Below are 23,036 nucleotides of genomic sequence, written 5' to 3'. Positions count from 1 at the left end.
CCCCAGCGGCGGTGATTGGTCCGAGCGGTTGCAGCAGGCCGGCGGCCACGCCGGCGGCGGCTGCCAGCAGGGTTCCGAGGAGCAGGCCTGGCCAGCGCCTGGTGACAGGGCCGACGCTGGTAGATCCAATTGTGGTGGTCATGGCAACAGCCTGCGCCGATGGCCGCGGCGGAGCATCCGGCCCGCGCACGGTCTTCAGCGAGCTCCCGAGATGTAGGCCGAGGCCCCGATACCTCCCCAGGTGTACGCCTGCGTACCGCCAGAAGTCGTTGTGGCATCCGGGCAGGTCGGCTACGTTTCGGCAATGACCACCTGGCAGGGTCTGCTGCAGCTGGACCGGGAACGGCCCTGGTTGCTGGACGCGGTCCTCGCCCTGGGGATCCTGGCCGCGTCCCTGCTCGCCGAGGCGGCGGCCCGGCAGTCGATCCCCGCGTTGCAGATCTTGCTGATGGTGGTGGTGGCCGGCGGCTACGCGGCCCGACGCGCCATCCCGCTGCTCGCCCTGGTCGTGACCGGTGCACTGGTCCTGGTCATGATCCTGCTCGGCCTCAGCACCGCAGTGATCGGCGCCGGGCTGTTCCTGATGGCCTACACGGTGGCGGCCTACCGCCCGGTCCGAATAGTCCTGGCCGGCGCTGGCTACACCACCGCGATCCTGCTGGCCATCGCGATCGCGGCGCCGCAACGGATGCCGCCCGGCGAGCTGGCCACCAACCTGGCACTGTTCGCCGGCTCGTTCGTGTTCGGCCGCGCCGCCCGCATCCACCGTGCCGCCGCCGGGCTGGAGGCCCAGCGGGCCGCGCTGGCCGAGTTGGTACAGCGAGAGGAGGCGCGGGCGGCGCTGACCGAGGAACGGTTGCGGATCGCCCGTGAGGTGCACGACGTGGTGGGGCATTCGTTGGGCGTGATCGCGCTGCAGGCCGGGGTCGGGGCAAAGCTGGTCGACACCGACCCAGCCGAGGCGAAGGCCGCGCTGCTGGCGATCGCCGAACGGAGCCGTGAATCGCTGCGCGAGGTCCGCCAGATCCTGGGCGCGGTTCGCGACCCGCAGGCAGCCACCAATCCAAATCCGGGCCTGGCGGCCGTCCCGGAACTGGTCAGCGACCTGGCCGACGCCGGGCTGCAGGTGGAACTGGAGCAGCGCGGTGAGCCGTGGCAGCTCTCGGAGGCGATGGACCTGACTGCCTATCGGGTGCTGCAGGAGTCGCTCACCAACGTGGTGCGGCACGCCGGCACCGACCGGGCCTGGCTGCGGATCAGCTACGCACCCGACGAGGTGGAGCTCCGCGTCAGCGACCGCGGCCGCGGACCGGCCGAGGGCAACGCTGTCGCGGCCGGGCAACGCGGGATGCGGGAGCGGGTGGAGTCGTGGGGCGGCACCGTCACCTTCGGCCCGGCGAACGGCGGCGGCTACCAGGTGGTGGCGCGACTGCCCAGACAGGAGGAGACATGATCCGGGTGGTCATCGCCGACGACGAGGCCCTGGTGCGCAACGGACTGGCAGTGCTGCTGCGGCACGAACCGGGCTTCGAGGTGGCCGGACTGGCCGCCGATGGGCTGGCGGCGATCATCCTGGTCCGCGAGCACCACCCAGACGTGGTGCTGATGGACATCCGGATGCCGGGCATCGACGGCCTGGAGGCCACCCGGCGGCTGGCCCGTGACCCGGCCACCGGCGGCAGCCGGGTGCTGGTGCTGACCACCTTCGACCACGACGAGAACGTGTTCGCCGCACTGCGGGCCGGGGCCAGTGGATTCCTGCCCAAGGACACCGAACCCGACAAACTGCTGGACGCGATCCGGGTGGTGGCGTCCGGCGAGTCGCTGCTGGCGCCGCACGCCACCCGGCGGCTGATCGAGGAGTTCCGGCGCGGTGCCCCGGCTGCCCGACCGGCACCCAGCCTGCGCACGCTGACCGAACGTGAGGTCGAGGTGCTCGCCGCAGTCGCCGCCGGGCTGTCCAACACCGAGATCGCCGAGAGGTTGACCATCAGCTACGCGACGGCGAAGACCCACGTCAGCCGACTGCTGACCAAGCTGGACGCCCGGGACCGCGCCCAGTTGGTGATCCTCGCCTACGAGAACGGCGTGGTGCAGCCGGGCGGTGGCGTCCGGCCACCCGGTTGAGGCCGGTCAGCCTTCAGCCTCCAGCGCGTTCACCATGAAGTCCGCGGCCCGCACCAGGTACTCGCGCAGTTCGGCGTCCTCAGCGGCCGGCAGGTCCAGCGAGTCGACGGCGGCGAGCATGTGACGCAGCCAACGGTCACGCTGGGTGGGTGTGACGCGGTAGGGCGCGTGCCTGATCCGCAGCCGCGGGTGGCCCCGGGTGTCCTGGTAGGTGCGCGGCCCGCCCCAGTACTGCTCCAGGAACAGCCGCAGCCGGTCGGACGCCGGGCCCAGGTCCTCCTCCGGGTAGAGCGCCCGCAGCGGCGGGTCGTTGGCGACCCCCTGGTAGAACCGATCCACCAGGGCCCGGAAGGTCTGCTCACCGCCAACGCGGTCGTAGAAGGATGCGGTCACGGCGTCCATGCTGCCATGGACGCCGTGCTGGGTCGGATCAGAACCGGCCGGCCTTGGCCAGCTGCTGCGCCTGGCTGAACTCCTCGTCCACGTCGGGGGCGGGGGTGACCAGCGAGACCGTGATGCCGATGACCAGATTGGCGATGAAGCCGGGGATGATCTCGTACAGCGAACTCCACGGGGTGTACTGCCAGGTGAACACGACGATCGCGCCGGCGATCATGCCGGCCAGCGCGCCAGCCGCGGTGTACCGGCGCCAGAACAGCGACAGCAGCACCGCCGGGCCGAAGGCCGCTCCGAAGCCGGCCCAGGCGAAGGCGACCAGGGCCAGGATGGTGTCGTTCTGCGTCCAGGCCAGCGCCCCCGCGATCAGCGCGACCACCAGCACACCGAGGCGGCCCAACCAGACCTGGTTGCGCGGGCTGATGTCACGCTTGAGGATCATGTTCGCCAGGTCCTCGACCAGCGCAGAGCTGCACACGACCAGCTGCGACGACACCGTCGACATGATCGCCGCCAGCACGGCGGCCAACACAAAACCGGCGACCAGCGGGTGGAACAGGATCTGCGTCATGGCCAAGAAGACGGCCTCGGGGTCGGCAAGGGTCAGCTCGGGATGCTGGGTGAAGTAGGCCAGTCCGATCAGGCCGGTGAAGATCGCCCCGATCATCGACAGGGCCATCCAGCCGATGCCGATCCGGCGTCCGGCGGTGGCGTCCGCGGCCGAGCGCAGCGCCATGAAGCGCACGATGATGTGCGGTTGCCCGAAGTAGCCCAACCCCCAGCCGAGGGCGGAGACCACCCCCACCACAGTGGTGCCGGCGATCAGCGACAGGGCGTTGGGGTTCACCGAGGTGACGCTCTCCACCATGCCGGCGGGACCGCCGACCGCGAAAATGCCCAGGATGGGAACAAGCAGCAGGGCGGTCATCATCAGCAGGCCCTGCATCATGTCGGTGTAGGAGGCGCCGAGGAAGCCGCCGAAGAAGGTGTAGAGCACCGTCACGCCCGCCACGATCAGCATCCCCGCCCGGTAGCTCGAACCAAACGAGTTCTCGAAGAAGACACCGCCGGAGACCATGCCGCTGGAGACGTAGAAGGTGAAGAAGGTGAGGATCAACAACCCTGACACCACCCGCAGCATCCGGGACCGGTCCTTCAGCCGGTTGTCGAAGAACGACGGGATGGTGATCGAGTTCTGGGCCACCTCGGTATAGGTGCGCAGCCGCGGCGCGACGAACTTCCAGTTCAGCCAGGCCCCAACGGTCAGCCCGATCGCGATCCAGGCGTCCGCCAGGCCGGTGACGTAGAGCGCGCCGGGCAGGCCCAGCATCAGCCAGCCGGACATGTCGGAGGCGCCGGCACTGAGCGCCGCCACGAATGGAGGTAGGCCTCGCCCGCCGAGCATGTAGTCGCTGAGGTCCTTGGTACGTAGGTTCGCCCAAAGCCCGATCGCGATCATCGCCGCGAAGTAGATGATGATGGCGATCAGCTTGAAGATCTGGTCTGCGTCCATTGACGGTCGTCCTTCCGGCCGGGCCGCCCACGTCGGCGGCCCTCGCAATCTAGCGCGACTTGCTGGGCGGGCTCTGCAGTGACCGCAGAATGCGACGCCGTGTCGCCTACCCTAGTGGCTGCGCAACCCGAAAGGCCATCCCGCGCCGGAAGTCAACCGGAACGGGATGGCCCTGCGGACTTGGGGTACCTGTCGATCAGCCCTGTGCGGCGCTCGGATGGGTCATGTCGACCGGAACCACCCACTGGTCGAACTGTTCCTCGGTGAGCTCGCCGGACTCCAGCGCGCTCTGCTTGAGGGTAAGCCCCTTCTTGTGGGCGTTCTTCGCGATCGCGGCCGCCTTGTCGTAGCCGATGTGCCGGTTCAGCGCGGTCACCTGCATCAGGTTGGAGTCGAGGTTGGCCTGGATGCGGGCCAGGTTCGGCTCGATGCCGACCGCGCAGTGGTCGTTGAACGACACGCAGGCGTCCCCGATGAGCTGGATCGACTCCAGGCAGCACCAGGCCATCACCGGCTTGAACACGTTGAGCTGGAAGTTGCCCTGCGATCCGCCGAAGGCGACGGTCGCGTCGTTGCCGAAGACCTTGGTGGCGACCATGGTCATGGCCTCGGACTGGGTGGGGTTCACCTTGCCCGGCATGATCGAGCTGCCTGGCTCGTTCTCGGGGATGTTCAGTTCGCCGATGCCGTTTCGCGGGCCGGACGCGTACCAGCGCACGTCGTTGGCGATCTTCATCAGCGCACCGGCCAGCGTCCGCAGCGCGGCCGACACCTCGACCAGCGCATCGTGCGCCGACAGCGCCGCGAACAGGTTGTCCGCCTGGACGAACTCGATGCCGGTCTGCTCGCTGATCTTGCTCGCGCAGAGCTGGCCGAACTCGGGATGGGCGTTCAACCCGGTACCCACGGCGGTGCCGCCGATAGCCAGTTCCCGGGCCCGGGAGTCGGCGTGCCGGATGGCGTCCAATGCGAAGTCGATCTGGGCCACCCAGCCGCCGATGACCTGGCCGAGGGTGACCGGAGTGGCGTCCTGCAGGTGCGTGCGTCCGACCATGACGACGTCGGTGTACTCATCGGCCTTGGCGGCCAGGGTGTCGCGCAACCTGGTGACGTCGGGGTAGAGCTTCTCGTTGAGCTGGGTGACCACGGCGATGTGCATCGCGGTCGGGAAGGTGTCGTTGGAGCTCTGCCCGCGGTTCACATGGTCGTTGGGGTGCACCGGCTTCTTGCTGCCCATCTCGCCGCCGGCGATCTCGATCGCGCGGTTGCTGATGACCTCGTTGGAGTTCATGTTCGACTGGGTCCCCGAGCCGGTCTGGAAGACCACCAATGGGAAGTCATCGTCGAGCTTGCCCTCGATGACCTCTTCGGCTGCCTGCTCGATCAGACCGGCGATCTCGGAAGGCAGTTCGCCCAACTCGGCGTTGGCGAGAGCGGCCGACTTCTTGAGCACGCCGAGCGCCTTGATCATCGGACGGCCCCAGACGAAGGTGGGTCGGCCGATGTCGAAGTTCTGCAGGCTGCGCTGGGTCTGTGCTCCCCAGTAGCGCTCGGAGGGAACCTCAATCGTCCCCATGGAATCGGATTCGATGCGTGACATGGCCCAAGCCTAGCGACGGGGCCGTTGGACGCGCCGGGACCCCTTGATCTCCAGTCGCAACAGGGCTTCCGGTGCGACGCTGAGGATTCAATACCATGGACGAGCAGGTCAGGGCACCCCACGGAAAGGCCACAGCGATGTCACAGAGCGTGCCGCCGGACGCGCAGGAATCGCTCGTCGAGAACTCAGCCGCGACGGGGGGCCAGCCGGGACGCCGGGGCGTGCGCCTGGCCGCCTGGCTGGTGGCGGGGCTGCTGGCGCTGCTTGGCGCCGGGTACGTCGTCGCGCACTTCGTGGCCAGCGACTCCGCTCCGCGCAACGCCAGTGTCAACGGCGTCGACATCGGCGGCCTTGGTGTGCAGCAGGCCACCGAACTCCTCACCGCCGAACTCGGCCCCGGTGACCGCGAACCGGTCACCATCACCGGTGAACCCGGCCAGCAGGCGACCATCGACCCGACCGACGCCGGGCTGGCGGTCGACTACCGGGCGACCGTGCACCGGGCAGGGGCTGGACGCAGTTGGGACCCGCGGGTGCTGGTCAAGGTGCTCACCGGAGGCGCACAGACCGCACCCGTCGTGCAGGTCGACCGCGAACAGTTGGTGGCTGCGGTCGAGCAGGTCGCCCCGGACTTCACCCGGGAACCGGAGGACGCCCGGATCTCCGCCGACGGCGGCGAGGTGCAACGGGCGCCGATGGTCACCGGCACCGAGATGGCCGTCGATGGCACGGCCGACGCCGTCGCTGCCGCGTTCAGCGAGGCGGTGCGGCGTCCCGTGGACGGGCCGCGCGGCCCCTACCAGGTGGCCGCTGATCTGGAGATCACCGAGCCGGCCATCACCGACGCCGAGATCGAGACCGTCGCGGAGGAACTGGACACCGTGCTGCAACCCATCACGGTCTCCACCGAGACCGCCTCGGCCGAGATCACCCCGGCCGACATCGCCGAGGTGACCACCGTCGCCGAGGCCGACGGCCGGGTCACGGTGAGCGTGGACCATGCCGCGCTCTACGACGCCGCCAGCGAGGTGGTGGCCGCGCTGACCATCGTCGCACCGCGGGACGCCACCTGGCAGATGAGCGGCGGCGCACCCGTCCTGGTCCCGGCCGCCGATGGCGAGTCAGTGACCAGGGACGACTTCGCCGCCGGCGTGGAATCGGTGATCAATGAGCCGGCGCCCAGGCAGGTCGACCTCGAGGTCAAGACCGTTTCGCCCGACTTCACCACCGAGCAGGCCGAGGCGTTGGGCATCCGCGAAGTGGTGGGGGAGTTCACCACCTACTTCAACCACACCGAGTACCACAACACCAACCTCGGCCTGGCCGCGGCGGGAATCAACAACGAACTGGTCAAGCCCGGTGATACGTTCAGCCTCGCCGAGGCCACCGGGCCACGCAACGCGTCCACCGGGTATGTCTCCGGCGGCGTGCTGGTCGGCGACCACATCGAGAACGTGGTCGGCGGAGGGGTCTCGCAGTCTGCCACCACTACCTACAACGCCGCCTTCTTCGCCGGCATGACCGATGTCGAGCACCACCCGCACACCCAGTACTTCAGCCAGTACCCGCCCGGTCGCGAGGCCACCGTCTACGAAGGTGTGCTCGACCTGAAGTTCCGCAACGACACCCCTTATGGGGTGCTGATGGAGGCGTTCATCTCGCCGTCGAGCCCAGGCAACAGCGGCTCGATCACCGTCCGGGTCTGGTCGACCCAGTACTTCGACTCGGTCACCGCCTCAGAGCCGGTGCTGTCGAACTACACCATGGGCGGTGAGCAGGTCAGCAGCCGACCGGGCTGCATCCCGCAGAGCCCGTCGCAGGGGTTCGACGTCTACTACCAGCGCATCCTGGTGCTCGACGGGCAGACCACCACCGAGGACTACTTCTGGCGGTACTCACCGGTCGACCGGATCATCTGCCGCTGATGTCTGGTTCTGACCGACGAGGTGACCGGGCCTGCCCGAACCTTTGACTGGACGCCCGAGTGCCGGGGCGGGGACGCCGCCTCCCACCAACCGAACGATCACTCGGTTTACCTGCCGAGCGGGTATAGAGTTCAAGTCGTCCCGGCCCTGGTGAGCCAGGGCCAACGACAAAACAGGAGATTGCCGATGACCTACGTCATTGCCCTGCCGTGCGTTGACGTCAAGGATCGCGCTTGTGTCGACGAATGTCCCGTCTCGTGTATCTACGAGGGGCCTCGGGCGCTCTACATCCACCCCGACGAGTGCGTGGACTGTGGGGCCTGTGAACCGGTGTGCCCGGTTGAAGCGATCTACTTCGAGGACGACCTGCCAACCGAGTACTCCGAGTGGTACGACATCAACGTCCGCTTCTTCGACGACATCGGATCGCCCGGCGGAGCCGCCCGGATGGGTGTACTCGACAAGGACGAACCGCGCGTCGCCGCCCTGCCGCCGCAGAACCAGTGAGCCGCTGGACGCGCGTCTCGGCCAAGCTACCCGTATTCCCCTGGGACACCCTCGACCAGGCCAGGGTCACCGCGGACGCGCATCCTGACGGCATCGTGGACCTGTCGGTCGGCACCCCGGTCGACCCCACCCCGGCGGTCGCCCGACGGGCCCTGGAGGCGGCGTCCCAGGCACCCGGTTACCCCACCACCTGGGGCACGCCGGCCCTGCGCGCCGCCATCGTCGACTACCTGGGCACCCGGTGGGCGGCCCAGGGCCTGACCGACCGCAACGTGCTGCCGGCCATCGGCACCAAGGAACTCGTGGCCGGGCTGCCGCAGCAACTGGGACTCGGTCCCGACGACCTGGTCGTCATCCCGACCACCGCGTACCCGACCTACGACGTGGGTGCCCGGCTGGCAGGCTGCCAGATCCAGTTGTGCGACGACCCGGACGCGGTCGAGGGCCGCCCCTCGCTCATCTGGATCAACTCACCGGCCAACCCGCACGGGGCGATCGCACCTGAGCCATTGCTGAAGCGCTGGATCGGGTTCGCCCGCTCACAAGGGGCGTTGCTGGCCAGCGACGAGTGCTACGGCGAGTTCGGCTGGGACGTCGAGCCCGCCTCGGTGCTGCGCCCCGACCTGTGCGAGGGATCCACCGCCAACCTGCTGGTACTGCACTCGTTGTCGAAGCGGTCGAACCTGGCCGGCTACCGGGCCGGCTTCGTCGCCGGCGACGGCGACGCCGTCGGCGAACTGCTCGAGGTCCGCAAGCACTGCGGGATGATGATGCCCACTCCGGTGCAGGCAGCGATGGCGGCCACCCTGGGCGACCAGCAGCACGTCGAGGAGCAACGCGCCCGCTACCTGCGGCGGCGCACAGTGCTGACCAGCGCGCTGACCGGGGCCGGGTTCCGGATCGACCACTCCGAGGGGTCGCTGTACCTGTGGGCCACCCGCCAGGAGGGCTGCCGCGACACGGTGGCCTGGCTGGCGCAGCGGGGCATCCTGGTAGCGCCCGGCGACTTCTACGGCCCGGCGGGCGAGCAGCACGTCCGGATCGCGCTGACCGCCACCGACGAGCGCGTCGACGCGGCCGCAGGTCGGCTGGCCGGCGGCTGATCAGTCGCGAAGGGATTCGGCCAACTGCCTGGCCAGCCGGGCAGGCGCGGTCTGGAGGTACGACTCCGTGATCAGCTCGGTCACCTCTTCCCAGTCCGTGGTCTCGTCCAGGTCGAGTCCGACCCAGCCGGACGGCCCCCAGTAGCCGGGCACGAACGCCCCGGGACGCTGCAGCAGCGCCTGGCGTTCCGACTCGTCCAGCTTCAGCAGCACTGATTGCGGGTGCTGGGCGTCCTCCTGTTTCGACCAGGCGCCGTAGCTGGTGAAGACCTTGGTGGTGTAGAAGTACGGCCGGCCGTGCGCGACCTTCTCCTTCGCCTCGGGCAGCCGGAGGGCTATCGCCCGGACCCGGGCCAGGATCTCGTCATCGTCTTCGAACATCTGCGGGTGGGGCATGCTGGCTCCTGCCGGAGGTGCACCGAGTACCCACCAGTGTGGCAGTCGGCCCAACCAGACGCCACTACTCAGTGCGCAGGATGGCCACCACCGGGGCGCCAGCCGGTTCGGCCGGCTGCCAGGCGGCGTAGTCGGTCTCGGAGTTCGTCCACAACTGGGCGTCGGCCTGCAACGAGACCAACCCGGCCGGCGAGCCGCGCAACATCGACAACTGCGCCACCGACCAGGTGGTCAGCTCCGAGTCGCCGGCGAACTCGACGGCGCCCAACTCGTTGACCGCCACCGACACCGAGCCGCCCCAGACCCGGTCGGCGTAGTCGGTCAGCACGGCCGCGTCGGCTGGGTTGCCGCTGCGGTCGATGCAACTGACCGCGGCGGGGGAGTGACCGGTCAACGCGCTCGCCCAGGCGCGTCCCTTCGGCTCGTGCTGGGCGTAGGCGTCGGGGAAGCCGGAGCGCTGCACCGCCTGCGCGACGTCGTTGATGACCCCGTTCTCCCAGTCGGGCACCTGAACCAGGACCTCGTAGAACTTGCCGGAGGAGTACCACGGATCCATGATCTGCTCCACCGTCCCCCAGCCCTGCGACGGCCGCTGCTGGAACAGTCCGATCGAGTCGCGGTCACCGTAGTCCAGGTTCCGCAGGTCGGACTCCTGGTAGGCGGTGACCAGTGCGATGGTGGCAGCCCGGGCGGGCAGGCCCCGCCGGATCGACTCCCCGACGATGATGGACGCGTTGCCGGCCTGCTCCCAGGTCAGGTAGCTGCCGAACCCGTCGACGGAAACCGTGCAGCCCTGCGGCGGCAGCAACGGCTCCGGCGTCCGCGACCCCCACCGCATGATCCAGCTGGTCACCGTCGCGATCACCGCTGCCAGCGCCAGGATGGCGACCAGCGCCAGCACCCAGCCGCCGATCCGGCCCGAACGGCCGCCCCCGGTGGCGCGTGCCATCGGTCAGTTGCTGTGCAGGGCAGCGTTCAACTCCACCTGCCGGTCGCTGCGGCTCTTCACGATGACTGCCCCCGACTGCGAGTCCCGCAGGAACAGCAGGTCGGACGCGCCGCTCAACGCGCGGGCCTTGACCACCTCGCCGTCGGGCAGCCGCACCTTCGTCCCCGCTGTCAGGTACAGCCCTGCCTCGACCACGCAGTTGTCGCCCAGCGAGATCCCCAGGCCCGACTCGGCGCCCAGCAGGCAGCCGCGGCCGATCGACACCATCTCGGTGCCACCGCCGCTCAGGGTGCCCATGATGGACGCCCCGCCACCGATGTCGCTGCCATCACCGATGATCACGCCCTGGCTGACGCGTCCCTCAACCATCGAACGGCCCAGCGTGCCGGCGTTGTAGTTCACGAAGCCCTCGTGCATCACGGTGGTGCCCTCGGCCAGGTGCGCGCCCAGCCGCACCCGCGCACCGTCACCGATCCGCACTCCACCAGGGACGACGTAGTCGAGCATGCGGGGGAACTTGTCCAGCGCCAGCACGTTCAGGCCGCCGCGCTGACCGCGCAGGGTGGCGCGGATGGACTCGAAGGACTCGGCGTGGCAGGGCCCGGCGGTCGTCCAGACGACATTCGGCAGCACGCCGAAGATGCCGTCCAGGTTGATGCTGCGCGGCTTGCGGAGGCGATGGCTGAGCAGGTGCAGCCGCAGGTACGCGTCGGCGGTCGAGGTGGGCGGGGCGTCCAGTTCGATCACGGTCTGGACGATCTCGGTGGCGACGCCGCGGGTGTCATCGGCGATGCGGTGGGCCCGCAGCATGGCCATCGGCTGGCTGTCGGAACCGGGCTGCCCGAGCCGAGGTTCGGGGTACCAGACGTCCAGCACCTCACCGCTGAGGTGCACGTTGGCCAGCCCCCAGCCCCACGCCGACATCCCTGGTGCGGTGGTGGGGTCGTCCTGCTCGAAAGCTTCCTGCTCAGTCATGCAGTCAACTGTAACGGGGGACGCCGACACCCCGGCCCGTCGACGATCACGCCACGAGCCGCCGCCGCGTAGGCTGTCGGCCATGGCGCTGCCCACCGACAACCTGCTCGACCTGTTCCGTTCGATCGTCGACATCGAATCGGTCAGCCGTAACGAGCGGGAGCTGGCCGACGCCGTCGAGGAGGCACTACGCGGCTGCGCCCACCTGGAGCTGGTTCGCGACGGCGACGCGGTGCTGGCCAGGACGAACCTTGGACGCGCCGAGCGCGTCCTGATCGCCGGTCACCTCGACACCGTGCCGGTGGCGGGCAACCTGCCCAGCAGCATCACCACCGGGCCGCAGGGAATCGTGGTGCACGGCCGCGGCAGCTGCGACATGAAGGGCGGGGTGGCGGTGATGGTCTGGCTGGCTCGTCGGCTCACCGCGCCGAACCGCGACATAACCTGGGTCTTCTACGACTGCGAGGAGATCGAGGTCATCTCCAACGGCCTTGGACGCCTGACCGCCAACCACCCCGACTGGTTCGCCGGCATCGACCTGGCGGTACTGATGGAGCCGACCGGCGCGCAGATCGAGGGTGGCTGCCAGGGGACCATCAGGGTTGACATCACCACCACCGGCGTCGCCGCCCACAGCGCCCGGGGCTGGTTGGGGCACAACGCCATCCACGACATGGCCGACGTGCTGCAACGGGTGCGCAGCATCGAGGTCGGCGAGGTGCCGGTCGACGGGCTGGTCTACCGCGAGGGCGTCAACGCCACCATGATCAGCGGCGGCCTGGCACCCAACGTGGTGCCCGACTGGTGCACCGTGCAGGTCAACTACCGGTTCGCCCCCGACAAGACCGCCGACCAGGCGCTGGAACAGCTCAGGAACTGGCTCCCCGACTGGGAACTGGTGGTCAGCGACCTGTCATCGGCCGCCCGCCCGGGCCTGGACCGCCCGGCCACCGCGGACTTCGTCCGCGCCGTCGGTGGTGTGCCGCGGGCCAAGTACGGCTGGACCGACGTGGCCCGCTTCTCCGAGCTGGGGATGCCGGCGGTCAACTTCGGCCCGGGCGACCCGGCAATGGCCCACAAGGTGGACGAATGCTGCCCGTTGGCCCACCTGGAGAGCTGCCGGGACGCGCTGCAGCGCTGGCTCGCGCCACCTGCGTAGCGGTGCGGTGGCCGGCGGGTCGGCTGGCTGGGTGTGCGAACATTTGGGACATGGGTTGGGTCTTCGCCGCGCTGATCGTGGTCGTGATCTTCTTCGCCGTCCTGGCCGGGCTGGGACGGCTGGGTCAACTCGCACCACCGGTGGACGACCGGCCGGTCCCCGCGTTGCCGTCCGACCGCCCACTGGCGGCGTCCGACCTGCAGGACGTGCGGTTCGCGGTGGTCACCCGCGGCTACTCGATGCCGCAGGTGGAGGCACTGCTGGACCGGGTGGCCGGCGAACTGGCCGACACCGAGGCCGTGGCCGACACCGAGGCAGCGGCCGACACGCCGGAACCAGCAGCCGCCGCCGAACTTGCGGGCCGGCCCCAGAGCGATTCCAGCTCGACCCCGCGTGGATCCGGGGTACCGGCCGGCTACCTGGGGCCGGTGCCCAACGGCTGGCCCACCGCCCCCTGACCCGTTCTGCCCCGCCATTGGAACCTCATGCGGAATAATGGAGGGGTTGTCGGACGAAAGAAACGAGGATGCAATGGCAGCGATGAAACCGCGTACCGGCGACGGACCAATGGAAGTCACCAAGGAAGGCCGCGGCATCGTGATGCGGATGCCGGTCGATGGGGGCGGACGTCTGGTCGTCGAGTTGAACGCAGCCGAGGCCTCATCCCTGTTGGAGTGCCTCAAGGGTGTCGTCGGGGAGTAGCTGTTACCAGGTTCCAAAGGGGCGAACGCCCGGGTCAGGAGTTCCTGACCCGGGCGTTCCTGGTTGTGGGGTCCCGGGCGGCCGGCTGCCGCCCGGGGTTCAGCCCTGCTTCGCCTGGTGGCGGGCGATGGCTGCCCGGTACACCTCGACGGTTTCCTGGGCGATCTTCTCCCAGCTGAACTCGTCGATGCAGCGTTGCCGGCCGGCCAGGCCCATCCGGCGGGCGCGATCCCGGTCGCGGGTCAGTTCGTTCAACTTGTCGGCGAAGGTCTTTTCGAAGTTGGCGACGAACTCCGGATCACCGGCCTGGCCGGGATCGTAGGGCACCAGCAGCCCGGTCTCGCCGTCCACGACCACCTCGGGGATGCCACCCACAGCGGAGGCAACCACGGGAACTTCGCAGGCCATCGCCTCCAGGTTCACGATCCCCAACGGCTCGTAGATGGAAGGGCAGGCGAACACCGTGGAGTGGGTGAGCACCTGACGCACCGACGCCCGCGGCAGCATCTCCTGCACCCAGGTGACACCGCTGCGGCTGGCGTTCAGCTCGGCGAAGGCCTTCTCGAACTCGGCGGCGATCTGAGAGGTGTCGGGTGCACCGGCCAACAGCAGCAGCTGGGTGTCGGGGTCGAGCATCTTGGCGGCCCGCACCAGGTGCACCATGCCCTTCTGGCGGGTGATGCGGCCGACGAAGGTGACGATCGGCTTCGACAGGTCGACCCCCAGGCCGTTGATGACGTCGGTGTCGGGATCAGGCTTGAACTCCTCGGGATCGATCCCGTTCTTGACCACGTGGATGCGGTCGTCCTCGACGAACGGGTAGGCGGCCTTGATGTTGTTGATCATCGCGGCCGAAACCGCGATCACCGCGTCGGCGTTGGCGTAGGCGGTCTTCTCGATCCAGCTGGAGACCCGGTAGCCACCACCGAGCTGCTCGACCTTCCACGGCCGGTCCGGCTCGAGTGAGTGGGCGGTCACGACAGTGGGGATGTCCTGGAACTGGCCGGCGATGATGCCGGCGAACTGCGCATACCAGGTATGGGAGTGCACGACATCCACCTCCGGGATGGCGGCGGCCATCGAGATATCGGCGCCCAGGGTCCGCAGGGCAGCATTGGCGCCTTCGGGGTAGTCCTCGGCGTGGGCCGTCGCGCCCTCGCGGGGCTCGCCCATGCACTGGACGTCGACCAGATCACAGAACTTGCGCAACTGAGGGACCAGTTGACCGACATGGACGCCGGCCCCACCGTAGATATGGGGCGGGTACTCACGGGTGAGGATTGAAACGCGCATGCCCCGATGGTTTCACACGGTGGCCCGCACCGGCCGAGACTGCCGGAAAACTAGCTCCCACTTCGCCGGTTGACGCCGGCGGAGCCGCAGGCATTTTGCCGAATCCGCGGCACTCGACCCGCCAAAGCCATAAGTTCATCCCATGGCTGAACCCAAAGTGCTCTCAATCGTCCTCGCGGGTGGCGAAGGCAAGCGGTTGATGCCGCTCACCGCTGACCGGGCCAAACCGGCAGTGCCGTTCGGCGGTACCTACCGATTGATCGACTTCGCGCTGTCGAACATGGTGAACTCCAACCTCACCAAGGTGGCAGTGCTCACCCAGTACAAGTCCCACTCCCTGGACCGCCACATCTCCATCACATGGCGGATGTCGACCTTGCTCGGCAACTACGTCACCCCGGTTCCGGCCCAGCAGCGTCGCGGTCCGCACTGGTTCCAGGGCAGCGCCGATGCGATCTACCAGTCGATGAACCTGATCAACGACGAGAACCCCGACTACATCGTCGTGTTCGGGGCCGACAACATCTACCGTATGGACGTGCGGCAGATGCTCGACGCCCACATCGACTCCGGCCTGGCCGCCAGCGTGGCGGCGATTCGGGTTCCGCGCTCGGAGGCATCCGCCTTCGGCATCATCGACGCCGGTTCCGACCGCGTCATCGAGCGCTTCCTCGAGAAGCCGTCCGACCCGCCCGGCCTGCCCGATTCCCCGGACGAGTCGTTCGCGTCGATGGGCAACTACATCTTCAGCCGCAAGCAGTTCGTCGAGATGCTTGAGTTCGACGGCCAGAACGCCGACTCCAAGCACGACATGGGCGGCAACATCATCCCCGCCTTCGTGGCGCAGCGTGAGTGCGCGGTCTACGACTTCACCGAGAACCAGGTCCCCGGTGCCACCGAGAAGGACCGCAACTACTGGCGGGACGTAGGCACCATCGACGCCTACTTCGACGCCCACATGGACCTGATCTCGGTCGTTCCCGAGTTCAACCTGTACAACCAGCGGTGGCCGATCCTCACCCAGCAGCCGCAACTGCCGGGCGCAAAGTTCACCCTGCACAGCACCGCCGAGAGCTCGATCGTCACCAACGGCTGCATCATCTCTGGCGGCGACGTCGACCACTCGGTGCTCAGCCCGGGTGTGCGCGTCGAGGACCACGCCTCGGTGGATCGGTGTGTGGTGATGCACAACTCGCGGATCGGCCGCAACTGCGTGGTGCGCAACGCCATCCTGGACAAGAACGTCGTGGTCCCCGACGGGGTGCACGTCGGCATCGATCGCGAGGCGGACGAAGCCCGCGGCTTCCACATCTCCGACAACGGCGTCACCGTCGTCCCGAAGAACACCAAGGTCGAACAAGTCTAGTCGACCCCACCCCTGCCAGCCGGTCCGGCGGCGTTGGGCCTTCGGCGCCAGCGCCGCCGCTCAGCGTCACGAGCTCTTGACCGCCGCCAACAGGCCCTCACCGATCGGCAGCAGGCAGGCGGTGAACACCTCTGAGTCGTTGATCGACTCCAGTGCCTCCCGGATGATCACCGACTCGTCAGACTCGTCCTCGGCGTCGGCGACCAGGTTTCGCCACAGGGCGTCGTTGAGCAGGAGTAGACCGCCGGGTCGCAACAGCCGCTCGGCCTGCGCCACGTGCTCGACGTACTCCAGCTTTTCGGTGTTGACCAGGACGATGTCGTAGGCGCCGTCCCGCAGGTTGTTCAACACCTCCAGCGGACGCCCGGCGATCAGCCGGAACCGTTGCGAGGGGATGCGGTTGGCCTGGAACGCCTGCTTCGCCGTCAGCTGCCAGCCCACCTCAGGGTCGATGCTGGTCAGCACGCCCTTCTCGTTCATGCCCTGGAACAGGGCCAGCCCGGTGACGCCGGCGCCGGTGCCGACCTCGACGACGGCCCTGGCGTCCAGCACCCTGGCCAGGAAGGTCAGGGCGGTGGTCAGCCCATTGGACGGTGCTGGCGCCCCGCTGGTGATCGCCTCGTCGCGGGCGACGCGGATCGGGTCGGGAGTCGGGACGTAGTCCTCTGCGTAGGCAAGCGAACGCTGGTTGAGAAGGAAGGCTGCACTCACGGGCTCAGCCTAGCGTCCACCACGGCGAGTCGGGACGGACCGGGTCGGCGCCAACTGGCCCGATTGCCTAGCATGGGGACATGACCGAACCCATTCTTGGTCGACTGATCACAGCCATGGTGACCCCCTTCGATGAAGAGGGCGGGGTCGACCTGGCCCGAGCCGAGCAGCTCGCCGCACGACTTGTCGACGAACAGCTCAACGACGCAGTGCTGGTGAACGGCACCACGGGCGAGGCCCCCACCACCACCGACCGCGAGAAGGCGGAGTTGGTCCGGGTGGTGAAGCAGGCGGTTGGTGATCGGGCCAACGTACTGGCCGGCGTCGGCACCTTCGACACCCACCACACCATCGAACTGTGCCGGCAGGCGGCGCAGGCCGGCGCCGACGGCCTGCTGACGGTCACCCCGTACTACTCGCTGCCCCCGCAGGACGCGCTGGTCGAGCACTTCCAGACCGTCGCCGGGGCTACCGACCTGCCGATGGTGCTCTATGACATCCCGCATCGCGCCGGCCGGCCGATCGAGGCGGCCTCGCTGATCACCCTGGCCGAGCACCCGAACATCATCGGGGTGAAGGACGCCAAGAACGACATCGTCGCGTCCGCCCAGGTGATGGCGGCCACCGACCTGCACTACTACGCCGGCGACGACGCCAAGCTGCTGCCGCTGCTCGGGATCGGCGCGGTCGGGGTGGTCGGCACGTCCACCCACTTCTCCGGACGCCGCACTGCCGAGCTGATCGAGGCCTGGCTGCGCGGCGACGCGGCCGAGGCGCTGCGGATCTACCGCGCCCTGCTGCCGGTCTACACCGGGGTCTTCGCCACCCAGGGCGTGATGATGGTCAAGGCCGGTCTGGCCCACCAGGGCTTCCCGGTCGGCGGTCTGCGCGGCCCGTTGCGCCCGGCGTCGGAGCAGCAGGCCCGAACCTTCGGCGCGATCCTGGACGCCGCTGACCTGTGAGCAGCTGATGGTCCCGCACGAGTTCCTGGGCATCGGGTGGGGCGAGTTCACGCTGCTGCTGGTGCTCGCGGTGATCTTCTTCGGTCCAGAGAGGTTACCGGAGATCAGCCGGAGGGCCGCCCGCGTCGTCCACGCCGTGCGGCTGTTCGCCAACCAGGCGACCGACCAGTTGAAGCAGGAGTTGGGGCCGGAGTATCAGGACCTGACGATCTCCGACCTCAACCCGAAGACGTTCGTCCACAAGCACCTGCTCGCCGATGTGCAGGACGACCTGGACGGCATCAAGAAGGAGCTGGACGGGGTCAGGACCGAGCTGGCCGGCTCGGTGGGGGACGTGAAGGCGGCCAACGCCGACGTCAGGTCGGTGATCGGCGAAAGCTTGGCCAAGCCGGCAGCGGCCGCCGGGGATGTCGATCAGGGCGAGCCCGAACAGGCGGCCATTGCGTCGGCGCCCTCCGTCCCGTGGGACCCGGAAGCGACCTGAGCCAGATCCTCCGGGCTACCTGGCCGTCAGGTTGAGCGGCCGGCCGACCAGCGACGGACGCGCCGCCGCCATCCGCTCGGCCAGCCCGGTGATCGCCTGGGCAGCCGGCAGGCCCGGCTGGCTGATCACGATCGGGGCGGCGAACTCGCTGCCGGCCCCCATCGCGACCTCCATTGGAATCTGGGCCAGCAGCGGTACCTCGCGGGCCAGCCGGTCGGTGAGGCCGTCCGCGGTCTGCTGACCGCCGCCGCTGCCGAACAGTTCGACCTGGTGGTCCTGGCCGCAGTGGGGGCAGGTGGTCTGGTACCAGCTCATGTTCTCGATCACGCCGATCACGTTCTGGTGCATCATCGAGCCCATCGTCCCGGCCCGTTCGCTGACCCAGGCGGCGCTCGGCTGCGGGGTGGTCACCACCACCAGGTCGCTGCCGGGCAGCTTCTGGCCGATGGACATGGCCACGTCGCCGGTGCCCGGCGGCAGGTCGATCAGGAAGAAGTCGAGGTCACCCCAGTACACCTCGCTGAGCAGCTGGGTGAGCGCCCGGTCGAGGATCGGGCCGCGCCAGGCGATCACCTGGTCGCGGGACTCCTTGAGCATGCCCATGCTGATCACCTTGACCACGGCCTGGGCGCCGTCGGCGGCCTGGAACTCGACGGGGACCGGCATGATCATGCTGTCGACCAGGGTGGGTCGCGCGTCGTCGTCGATGCCGAGCAGGTCGGGCACCGAGTGACCGTAGATGTCGGCGTCCAGGATGCCGACGCTGCGGCCCATCTTGGCCAGGGCGAGCGCCAGGTTGACCGTGACCGAGCTCTTGCCGACCCCGCCCTTGCCGGACGCCACCGAGAGTACCTGGGTCAGGTTGCCTGGCTGGGCGAACGGGATGACCGGTTCGGGGCGGTCTCCCCGCAGCTTCCTGGTCAGCGCGGCCCGCTGTTCGGCGTTCATCGCGCCCACGGTCAGGTTGACCCCGGTGACGCCATCGACGCTCCCGAGTGCCTTGCGGACGTCGGACTCGATGGTGTTGCGCAGCGGGCAGCCCGCCACGGTCAGCAGGACGGTCACGTGCACTGTGCCTACGTCGTCCACCTCGAGCCGGTCGACCATGCCCAGCTCGGTGATCGGCCGACGGATCTCGGGATCAATGACGTTGCCCAGCGCTGCGAGCGCGGCGTCTGGAAGATTGGTGGTGGTCACCATTCCTGCCTACGCGAACGCAGGGTCGATTTTCAAGTTGGGTCAACTGGCGGACACCGGTCGAGGTGGCCGTGCCGGGACTGCCCTCAACGTGGCTCGGACGCCTCGTCGGGGTCCGACCGGCGCTCGGCGGTGGCGTTGTCCAGCTCCTCCAGCAGGTCACGCAGCTGGTCGCGGATCTCGCTGCGCACGAAGTCGCGGGTGGCCAGCTCACCGACGTTGGATCGCAGGGAGGCGATCTCGCGGGCCAGGAAGTCCATCTCGGCCCGGCTCTGGGCGGAGATCCGGCGGTCCTCGTCGAAGCTCAACCGGTCGCGGGCCTCCTGGCGGTTCTGGGCGAGCAAGATCAGCGGCGCCGAGTACGCGGCCTCTATCGACAGCATCAGCGTCAGCAGAATGAACGGGTGCTCGTCGAACCAGATCTCGCGGGGGGCGAGGGTGTTCCACAACAGCCAGACCGCGATGAAGACCGACATCCAGATCAGGAACGCCGGGCTGCCCATGTAGCGGGCGATGAACTCCGCGAACCGGCCGAACGACTCCTGGTCGAACCGCAGCTTGCGCAACCGGAAGCCGGATCGGCGTCCCGGCGTGCTGAGCTGTTCAGCGTCGGGCGGCCATTGTGCCTCAGCCATGGTTCACCTCCGCGTCCGGTTCGCCCGAGCCCTCCATCTGGTCGCCGCGCCAGTCCGGCGGCAGCATGTGGTCGAGCAGGTCGTCGACGGTGACTGCCCCGACCAGCTGGTTCTGCGGGTTCACCACCGGCGCGATGACCAGGTTGTAGGTGGCGAAGTAGCGGCTGACCTCCCCGATGCCGGCGTTTGGCGGCAACGGTTGCAGGTCGTTGTCGATCATCTGGCCGATCTGCAGGCTGGGCGGCTCGCGCAGCAGCCGCTGCAGGTGGACGCCGCCCAGGTAGCGTCCGGACGGGGTGTCGTGCGGCTGCCGGGTGACGAAGACCATCGACGACAGCGCGGGGGTGAGGTCCTGGTGGCGCACCTTGGCCAACGCCTTGGCGACGGTGTCGTCGGCGCCGAGGATGACCGGCTCGGGGGTCATCATGCCGCCGGCGGTCAGTTCGGGGTACTTCAGCAGGTTGCGGACGTCCTGGGCCTCCTCCGGTTCCATCCGGCTGAGCAGTTCCTCGGCCAGTTCGGTCGGCAGGTCGCTGATCAGGTCGGCGGCGTCGTCGGGGTCCATCTCGTCGAGCACGTCCGCGGCGCGCTCCTTCTCCAGGGCCTGTAGCAGGTCCACCTGCTCGTCCTCGGGGAGCTCCTGGAAGGCGTCGGCGAGTTGTTCGTCGTCGAGTGCGCTGGCCACCTCGGCGCGGCGTTCCGGGTCCATCTCGTACAGCTCGCGGGCGACGTCGGCGGGCTTCATGTCGGCCAGCTGGGCCAGCTTGCTGTCGGTGCTCTGCTCGGCGTCCAGCACCTCGCCGGCCACCGCAGACCACGGCACGATCACCATCGGGCCCTTGGGAGTGAGCCCGAACCGCCGGGTGCTCGGGATGTCGCGCAGCGCCACCTCGTACAGCTCCCACTCGCGGTTGCGCACCTCGATCATCGAGACGTCGAAGATGCTGGCCTTCCGGCCGTCCCGCTGGATCTCGCGGTCGAACAGGTCGTCCATCACCAGCACCTCGGAGGCCCGCTTGGTGAACCGGCGGGTGTCGACGACACCGACGATGGAGACCTGGTTCAGGTCGATCGCGTGCACCCGCAGCATCGGGACGAAGATCCGGCGTCGGGCGAAAAGTTCCACCACCAGGCCTCGAACCCGGGGCCGTCCGGCCAGCCGGGCCTGCACCACCACGTCGCGCACCTTGCCCACCTGGTCACCGGACGCGTCCAGCACCTGCAGCCCTTGCAGGCGGCTGATGAAGACCGAGTGTGCGCTGTTGACCACGGGCACAGCCTAGCCCCGCGGCCCCGCCCGGAACCCCTGCCGCACCGCTTGCCGACCGGGGCTACGCAGCGGTCCGCGCGCAGGGTGGTCGTCCCTAGGATGTCTGCCATGAATGCCAGCCAGCCACGTCCCATCCGCGCCCGCCGCACCGTGCTAGCGGTGCCCGGCAGCTCGCAACGATTCATCGCCAAGTCCCGGGAACTGCCGGTCGACGCGCTCTTCCTCGACCTCGAGGATGCGGTGGCGCCCGCAGCCAAGGCGCAGGCGCGCGGCACCATCGTCGCCGCGCTCAACGAGGGCGGCTGGGACGGCCCCGCCATCACCGTGCGGGTCAACGACTGGGACACCCAGTGGACCACCCAGGACGTCCTCGAGGTGGTCGGCGGCGCCGGTGGCCATATTGACGCGATCGTGCTGCCGAAGGTGCGCTCGGCCGAGCAGGTGATCGCGCTCGACATGGTGCTCGGCCAGGCCGAGGCGTCCGCCGGGCTGCCGGTCGGCCGGATCGGGCTGGAGGTGCAGATCGAGGACGCCCAGGGGCTGCAGCGGGTGGACGCCATCGCCGCGGCCAGCCCAAGGCTGGAGACGCTGGTCTTCGGGCCGGGCGACTTCATGGCATCGATGGGCATGCGGGGGCTGTCGGTGGGCAGCCAGATCGACGGCTACGAATCCGACGCCTTCCACTACGTGCTGGCCCGGATCCTGGTCGCCGCCCGCGCCAACTCGCTGCAGGCCATCGACGGGCCCTACGTGTCGATCCGCGACCTGCCGGGCTTCCGGGCATCGGCAGCCAAGGCGGCCGCGCTGGGCTACGACGGCAAGTGGGTGGTGCACCCGTCGCAGGTCGAGGCCGGCAACCAGATCTTCACCCCGGACGCCCGGCAGGTCGAGCGCGCCGAACGCATCATCGCCGCCTACGCCCAGGCGACCGACCAGGCCGGGGGCGCGGTGGGCGCGATCGTCGTCGACGACGAGATGGTGGACGAGGCCGGGGTGAAGGTCGCCCAGGCCATCCTCGCCAAGGCGGGCCGCCGCTGAGCCGGGCTGGCCGCCCCCTGCGCTGGCCAGTTGCCGGCGCACAGCTACCTGACAGCGTCGGGCGATAGGCTGAAACCGGAGGTGGCAGACATGTCGATGAACCAGTTCCCCTCGGCCCAGCCGCGTGGCGTGCTCAAGCTGAAGCGTCCCATGTCGGTCGCCATCTACGACGAGTACTCCGACGCGGCACGTGCGGTGGACTACCTGGCCGACCGGCAGTTCCCGGTCGAGAACCTGGCCATCGTCGGCACCGACCTGAAGAGCGTCGAGAAGGTCACCGGCAACATGACCTGGGGCAAGGTGCTGTTCGCCGGCTTCGTGCAGGGCGCGATGTGGGCCGGCATGTTTGCGATCTTCCTGTGGATCCTGCAGCCCGGACTCAGCCTGTTCACCGTCTTCATGATCGCAATCCTCGGATTCGGCGCCGTCGGCATGCTGATGGCCGCCCTGCAGTACCGGATGCGCGGCGGCGAACGCGACTACACCTCGACTACCGCGATCATCGCGACCCACTACGAGGTGCTGGCCGAGGCCGAGGTCGCCGACCGGGCCCGGCACCTGCTCAGTGGGGGAGCCCCGCACCAGACCAGGCAGCGCGAGATGACCACCTCGGCGGGGCTCGCGTCCGGCCAGGAACAGCAGGACCAGCAGGTCGACCTGGGTGGCATGCCGCCGCCGTATGGTCAGCAGCCGAGCCAGGCCGCCGCGTCCGGGCAGCCCGGCTGGGG

Annotated in this window: 24 protein-coding genes; 13 read left to right on the top strand and 11 right to left on the bottom strand. The window is 68.9% G+C overall.

Translation table 11 applies throughout. The features are described from left to right. Window positions 1-304 precede the first annotated feature (304 nt). Together WBL05_RS11635 and WBL05_RS11630 are read left to right on the top strand one after the other, a co-directional pair. Window positions 305-1,453 carry a sensor histidine kinase gene (locus WBL05_RS11635; protein WP_424226094.1) on the top strand — a complete coding sequence of 383 codons (1,149 nt, stop codon included), beginning with the start codon at window positions 305-307 and terminating at the stop codon, window positions 1,451-1,453. Beyond that, window positions 1,450-2,127, top strand: a complete 678-nt coding sequence (locus WBL05_RS11630; RefSeq protein ID WP_424226092.1) for a response regulator — start codon at window positions 1,450-1,452, stop codon at window positions 2,125-2,127. The genes WBL05_RS11635 and WBL05_RS11630 overlap by 4 nt, the downstream gene beginning before the upstream one ends. Before the next feature lie 6 nt (window positions 2,128-2,133). On the opposite strand, the gene WBL05_RS11625 is transcribed toward WBL05_RS11630, so the two are convergent. From WBL05_RS11625 to fumC, 3 genes are all read right to left on the bottom strand, one after another. Then, complete coding sequence (locus tag WBL05_RS11625) at window positions 2,134-2,520, bottom strand: globin (RefSeq protein ID WP_424226090.1); 387 nt, start codon at window positions 2,518-2,520, stop codon at window positions 2,134-2,136. Window positions 2,521-2,557: 37 nt separating this feature from the next. Then, window positions 2,558-4,036, bottom strand: coding sequence for a sodium/proline symporter PutP (gene putP / locus WBL05_RS11620; protein WP_424226088.1), 1,479 nt, complete (start codon window positions 4,034-4,036; stop codon window positions 2,558-2,560). A 196-nt stretch (window positions 4,037-4,232) separates the two neighbouring features. Continuing rightward, window positions 4,233-5,636 carry a class II fumarate hydratase gene (fumC, locus tag WBL05_RS11615; protein WP_424226086.1) on the bottom strand — a complete coding sequence of 468 codons (1,404 nt, stop codon included), beginning with the start codon at window positions 5,634-5,636 and terminating at the stop codon, window positions 4,233-4,235. A gap of 137 nt (window positions 5,637-5,773) precedes the next feature. On the opposite strand from fumC, the gene WBL05_RS11610 reads away from it, so the two are divergent. The 3 genes from WBL05_RS11610 to dapC all read left to right on the top strand — a co-directional run bounded on the left by WBL05_RS11610 (window position 5,774) and on the right by dapC (window position 9,171). Then, entirely contained in the window at window positions 5,774-7,561 is a 1,788-nt protein-coding gene (locus tag WBL05_RS11610; protein WP_424226085.1) for a VanW family protein, read from the top strand. Window positions 7,562-7,747: 186 nt separating this feature from the next. Next, window positions 7,748-8,068, top strand: a complete 321-nt coding sequence (fdxA, locus tag WBL05_RS11605) for a ferredoxin (RefSeq protein WP_424226084.1) — start codon at window positions 7,748-7,750, stop codon at window positions 8,066-8,068. After that, complete coding sequence (gene dapC, locus WBL05_RS11600; RefSeq protein WP_424226082.1) at window positions 8,065-9,171, top strand: succinyldiaminopimelate transaminase; 1,107 nt, start codon at window positions 8,065-8,067, stop codon at window positions 9,169-9,171. Before fdxA ends, dapC begins: the two co-directional genes overlap by 4 nt. Here the strand turns inward: dapC and WBL05_RS11595 are convergent, their stop codons facing one another. From WBL05_RS11595 to dapD, 3 genes are all read right to left on the bottom strand, one after another. After that, window positions 9,172-9,567 carry an MmcQ/YjbR family DNA-binding protein gene (locus tag WBL05_RS11595; protein ID WP_424226081.1) on the bottom strand — a complete coding sequence of 132 codons (396 nt, stop codon included), beginning with the start codon at window positions 9,565-9,567 and terminating at the stop codon, window positions 9,172-9,174. A 64-nt stretch (window positions 9,568-9,631) separates the two neighbouring features. Further along, on the bottom strand, window positions 9,632-10,516 hold the full coding sequence (locus WBL05_RS11590) for a hypothetical protein (RefSeq protein ID WP_424226079.1): 885 nt from the start codon (window positions 10,514-10,516) through the stop codon (window positions 9,632-9,634). A 3-nt stretch (window positions 10,517-10,519) separates the two neighbouring features. Further along, complete coding sequence (dapD, locus tag WBL05_RS11585; RefSeq protein WP_424226078.1) at window positions 10,520-11,491, bottom strand: 2,3,4,5-tetrahydropyridine-2,6-dicarboxylate N-succinyltransferase; 972 nt, start codon at window positions 11,489-11,491, stop codon at window positions 10,520-10,522. An 82-nt stretch (window positions 11,492-11,573) separates the two neighbouring features. Here dapD and dapE point away from each other — a divergent pair, with 82 nt between their 5' ends. From dapE to WBL05_RS11570, 3 genes are all read left to right on the top strand, one after another. Next, complete coding sequence (dapE, locus tag WBL05_RS11580) at window positions 11,574-12,650, top strand: succinyl-diaminopimelate desuccinylase (protein ID WP_424226076.1); 1,077 nt, start codon at window positions 11,574-11,576, stop codon at window positions 12,648-12,650. Window positions 12,651-12,700: 50 nt separating this feature from the next. Next, window positions 12,701-13,108 carry a DivIVA domain-containing protein gene (locus WBL05_RS11575; protein ID WP_424226075.1) on the top strand — a complete coding sequence of 136 codons (408 nt, stop codon included), beginning with the start codon at window positions 12,701-12,703 and terminating at the stop codon, window positions 13,106-13,108. 73 nt (window positions 13,109-13,181) lie between these two features. Next, complete coding sequence (locus WBL05_RS11570) at window positions 13,182-13,352, top strand: DUF3117 domain-containing protein (RefSeq protein WP_424226074.1); 171 nt, start codon at window positions 13,182-13,184, stop codon at window positions 13,350-13,352. 99 nt (window positions 13,353-13,451) lie between these two features. Here WBL05_RS11570 and glgA read toward each other — a convergent pair whose 3' ends face one another. Further along, window positions 13,452-14,645: a glycogen synthase gene (gene glgA, locus WBL05_RS11565; RefSeq protein ID WP_424226072.1), complete on the bottom strand. Its 1,194-nt coding sequence runs from the start codon at window positions 14,643-14,645 to the stop codon at window positions 13,452-13,454. A 142-nt stretch (window positions 14,646-14,787) separates the two neighbouring features. On the opposite strand from glgA, the gene glgC reads away from it, so the two are divergent. Beyond that, window positions 14,788-16,011, top strand: a complete 1,224-nt coding sequence (gene glgC / locus WBL05_RS11560) for a glucose-1-phosphate adenylyltransferase (protein ID WP_424226070.1) — start codon at window positions 14,788-14,790, stop codon at window positions 16,009-16,011. A gap of 66 nt (window positions 16,012-16,077) precedes the next feature. Here glgC and WBL05_RS11555 read toward each other — a convergent pair whose 3' ends face one another. Continuing rightward, window positions 16,078-16,722, bottom strand: coding sequence for an O-methyltransferase (locus WBL05_RS11555; RefSeq protein ID WP_424226068.1), 645 nt, complete (start codon window positions 16,720-16,722; stop codon window positions 16,078-16,080). Window positions 16,723-16,802: 80 nt separating this feature from the next. Between WBL05_RS11555 and dapA the strand changes: the two genes are divergently transcribed. Further along, window positions 16,803-17,684 (top strand): 4-hydroxy-tetrahydrodipicolinate synthase, encoded by an 882-nt coding sequence (gene dapA / locus WBL05_RS11550; protein ID WP_424226067.1) that lies wholly within the window; start codon window positions 16,803-16,805, stop codon window positions 17,682-17,684. Window positions 17,685-17,691: 7 nt separating this feature from the next. Further along, the gene (locus tag WBL05_RS11545; RefSeq protein ID WP_424226065.1) at window positions 17,692-18,168 is read left to right on the top strand and encodes a sec-independent translocase; all 477 of its coding nucleotides are present in this window, start codon (window positions 17,692-17,694) and stop codon (window positions 18,166-18,168) included. Between the two features lie 15 nt (window positions 18,169-18,183). On the opposite strand, the gene WBL05_RS11540 is transcribed toward WBL05_RS11545, so the two are convergent. The 3 genes from WBL05_RS11540 to WBL05_RS11530 form a co-directional block, all read right to left on the bottom strand. Beyond that, complete coding sequence (locus WBL05_RS11540; protein WP_424226063.1) at window positions 18,184-19,368, bottom strand: Mrp/NBP35 family ATP-binding protein; 1,185 nt, start codon at window positions 19,366-19,368, stop codon at window positions 18,184-18,186. Window positions 19,369-19,451: 83 nt separating this feature from the next. Continuing rightward, window positions 19,452-20,000 carry a DUF1003 domain-containing protein gene (locus WBL05_RS11535; RefSeq protein WP_424226062.1) on the bottom strand — a complete coding sequence of 183 codons (549 nt, stop codon included), beginning with the start codon at window positions 19,998-20,000 and terminating at the stop codon, window positions 19,452-19,454. Beyond that, complete coding sequence (locus WBL05_RS11530) at window positions 19,993-21,276, bottom strand: magnesium transporter MgtE N-terminal domain-containing protein (protein ID WP_424226060.1); 1,284 nt, start codon at window positions 21,274-21,276, stop codon at window positions 19,993-19,995. Before WBL05_RS11530 ends, WBL05_RS11535 begins: the two co-directional genes overlap by 8 nt. Before the next feature lie 102 nt (window positions 21,277-21,378). Here WBL05_RS11530 and WBL05_RS11525 point away from each other — a divergent pair, with 102 nt between their 5' ends. Both WBL05_RS11525 and WBL05_RS11520 read left to right on the top strand, forming a co-directional pair. After that, window positions 21,379-22,308 carry an HpcH/HpaI aldolase/citrate lyase family protein gene (locus tag WBL05_RS11525; protein WP_424226058.1) on the top strand — a complete coding sequence of 310 codons (930 nt, stop codon included), beginning with the start codon at window positions 21,379-21,381 and terminating at the stop codon, window positions 22,306-22,308. Between the two features lie 90 nt (window positions 22,309-22,398). After that, window positions 22,399-23,036: general stress protein (locus tag WBL05_RS11520; protein WP_424226057.1), on the top strand; the 638-nt coding region annotated here is incomplete at its 3' end.

Source organism: Brooklawnia sp. (assembly GCF_049651565.1).
Taxonomy (GTDB): Bacteria; Actinomycetota; Actinomycetes; order Propionibacteriales; family Propionibacteriaceae; genus Brooklawnia.
The sequence above is the reverse complement of the archived record's forward strand: the minus strand, read 5'-3'. Positions and strand labels throughout refer to the sequence as shown.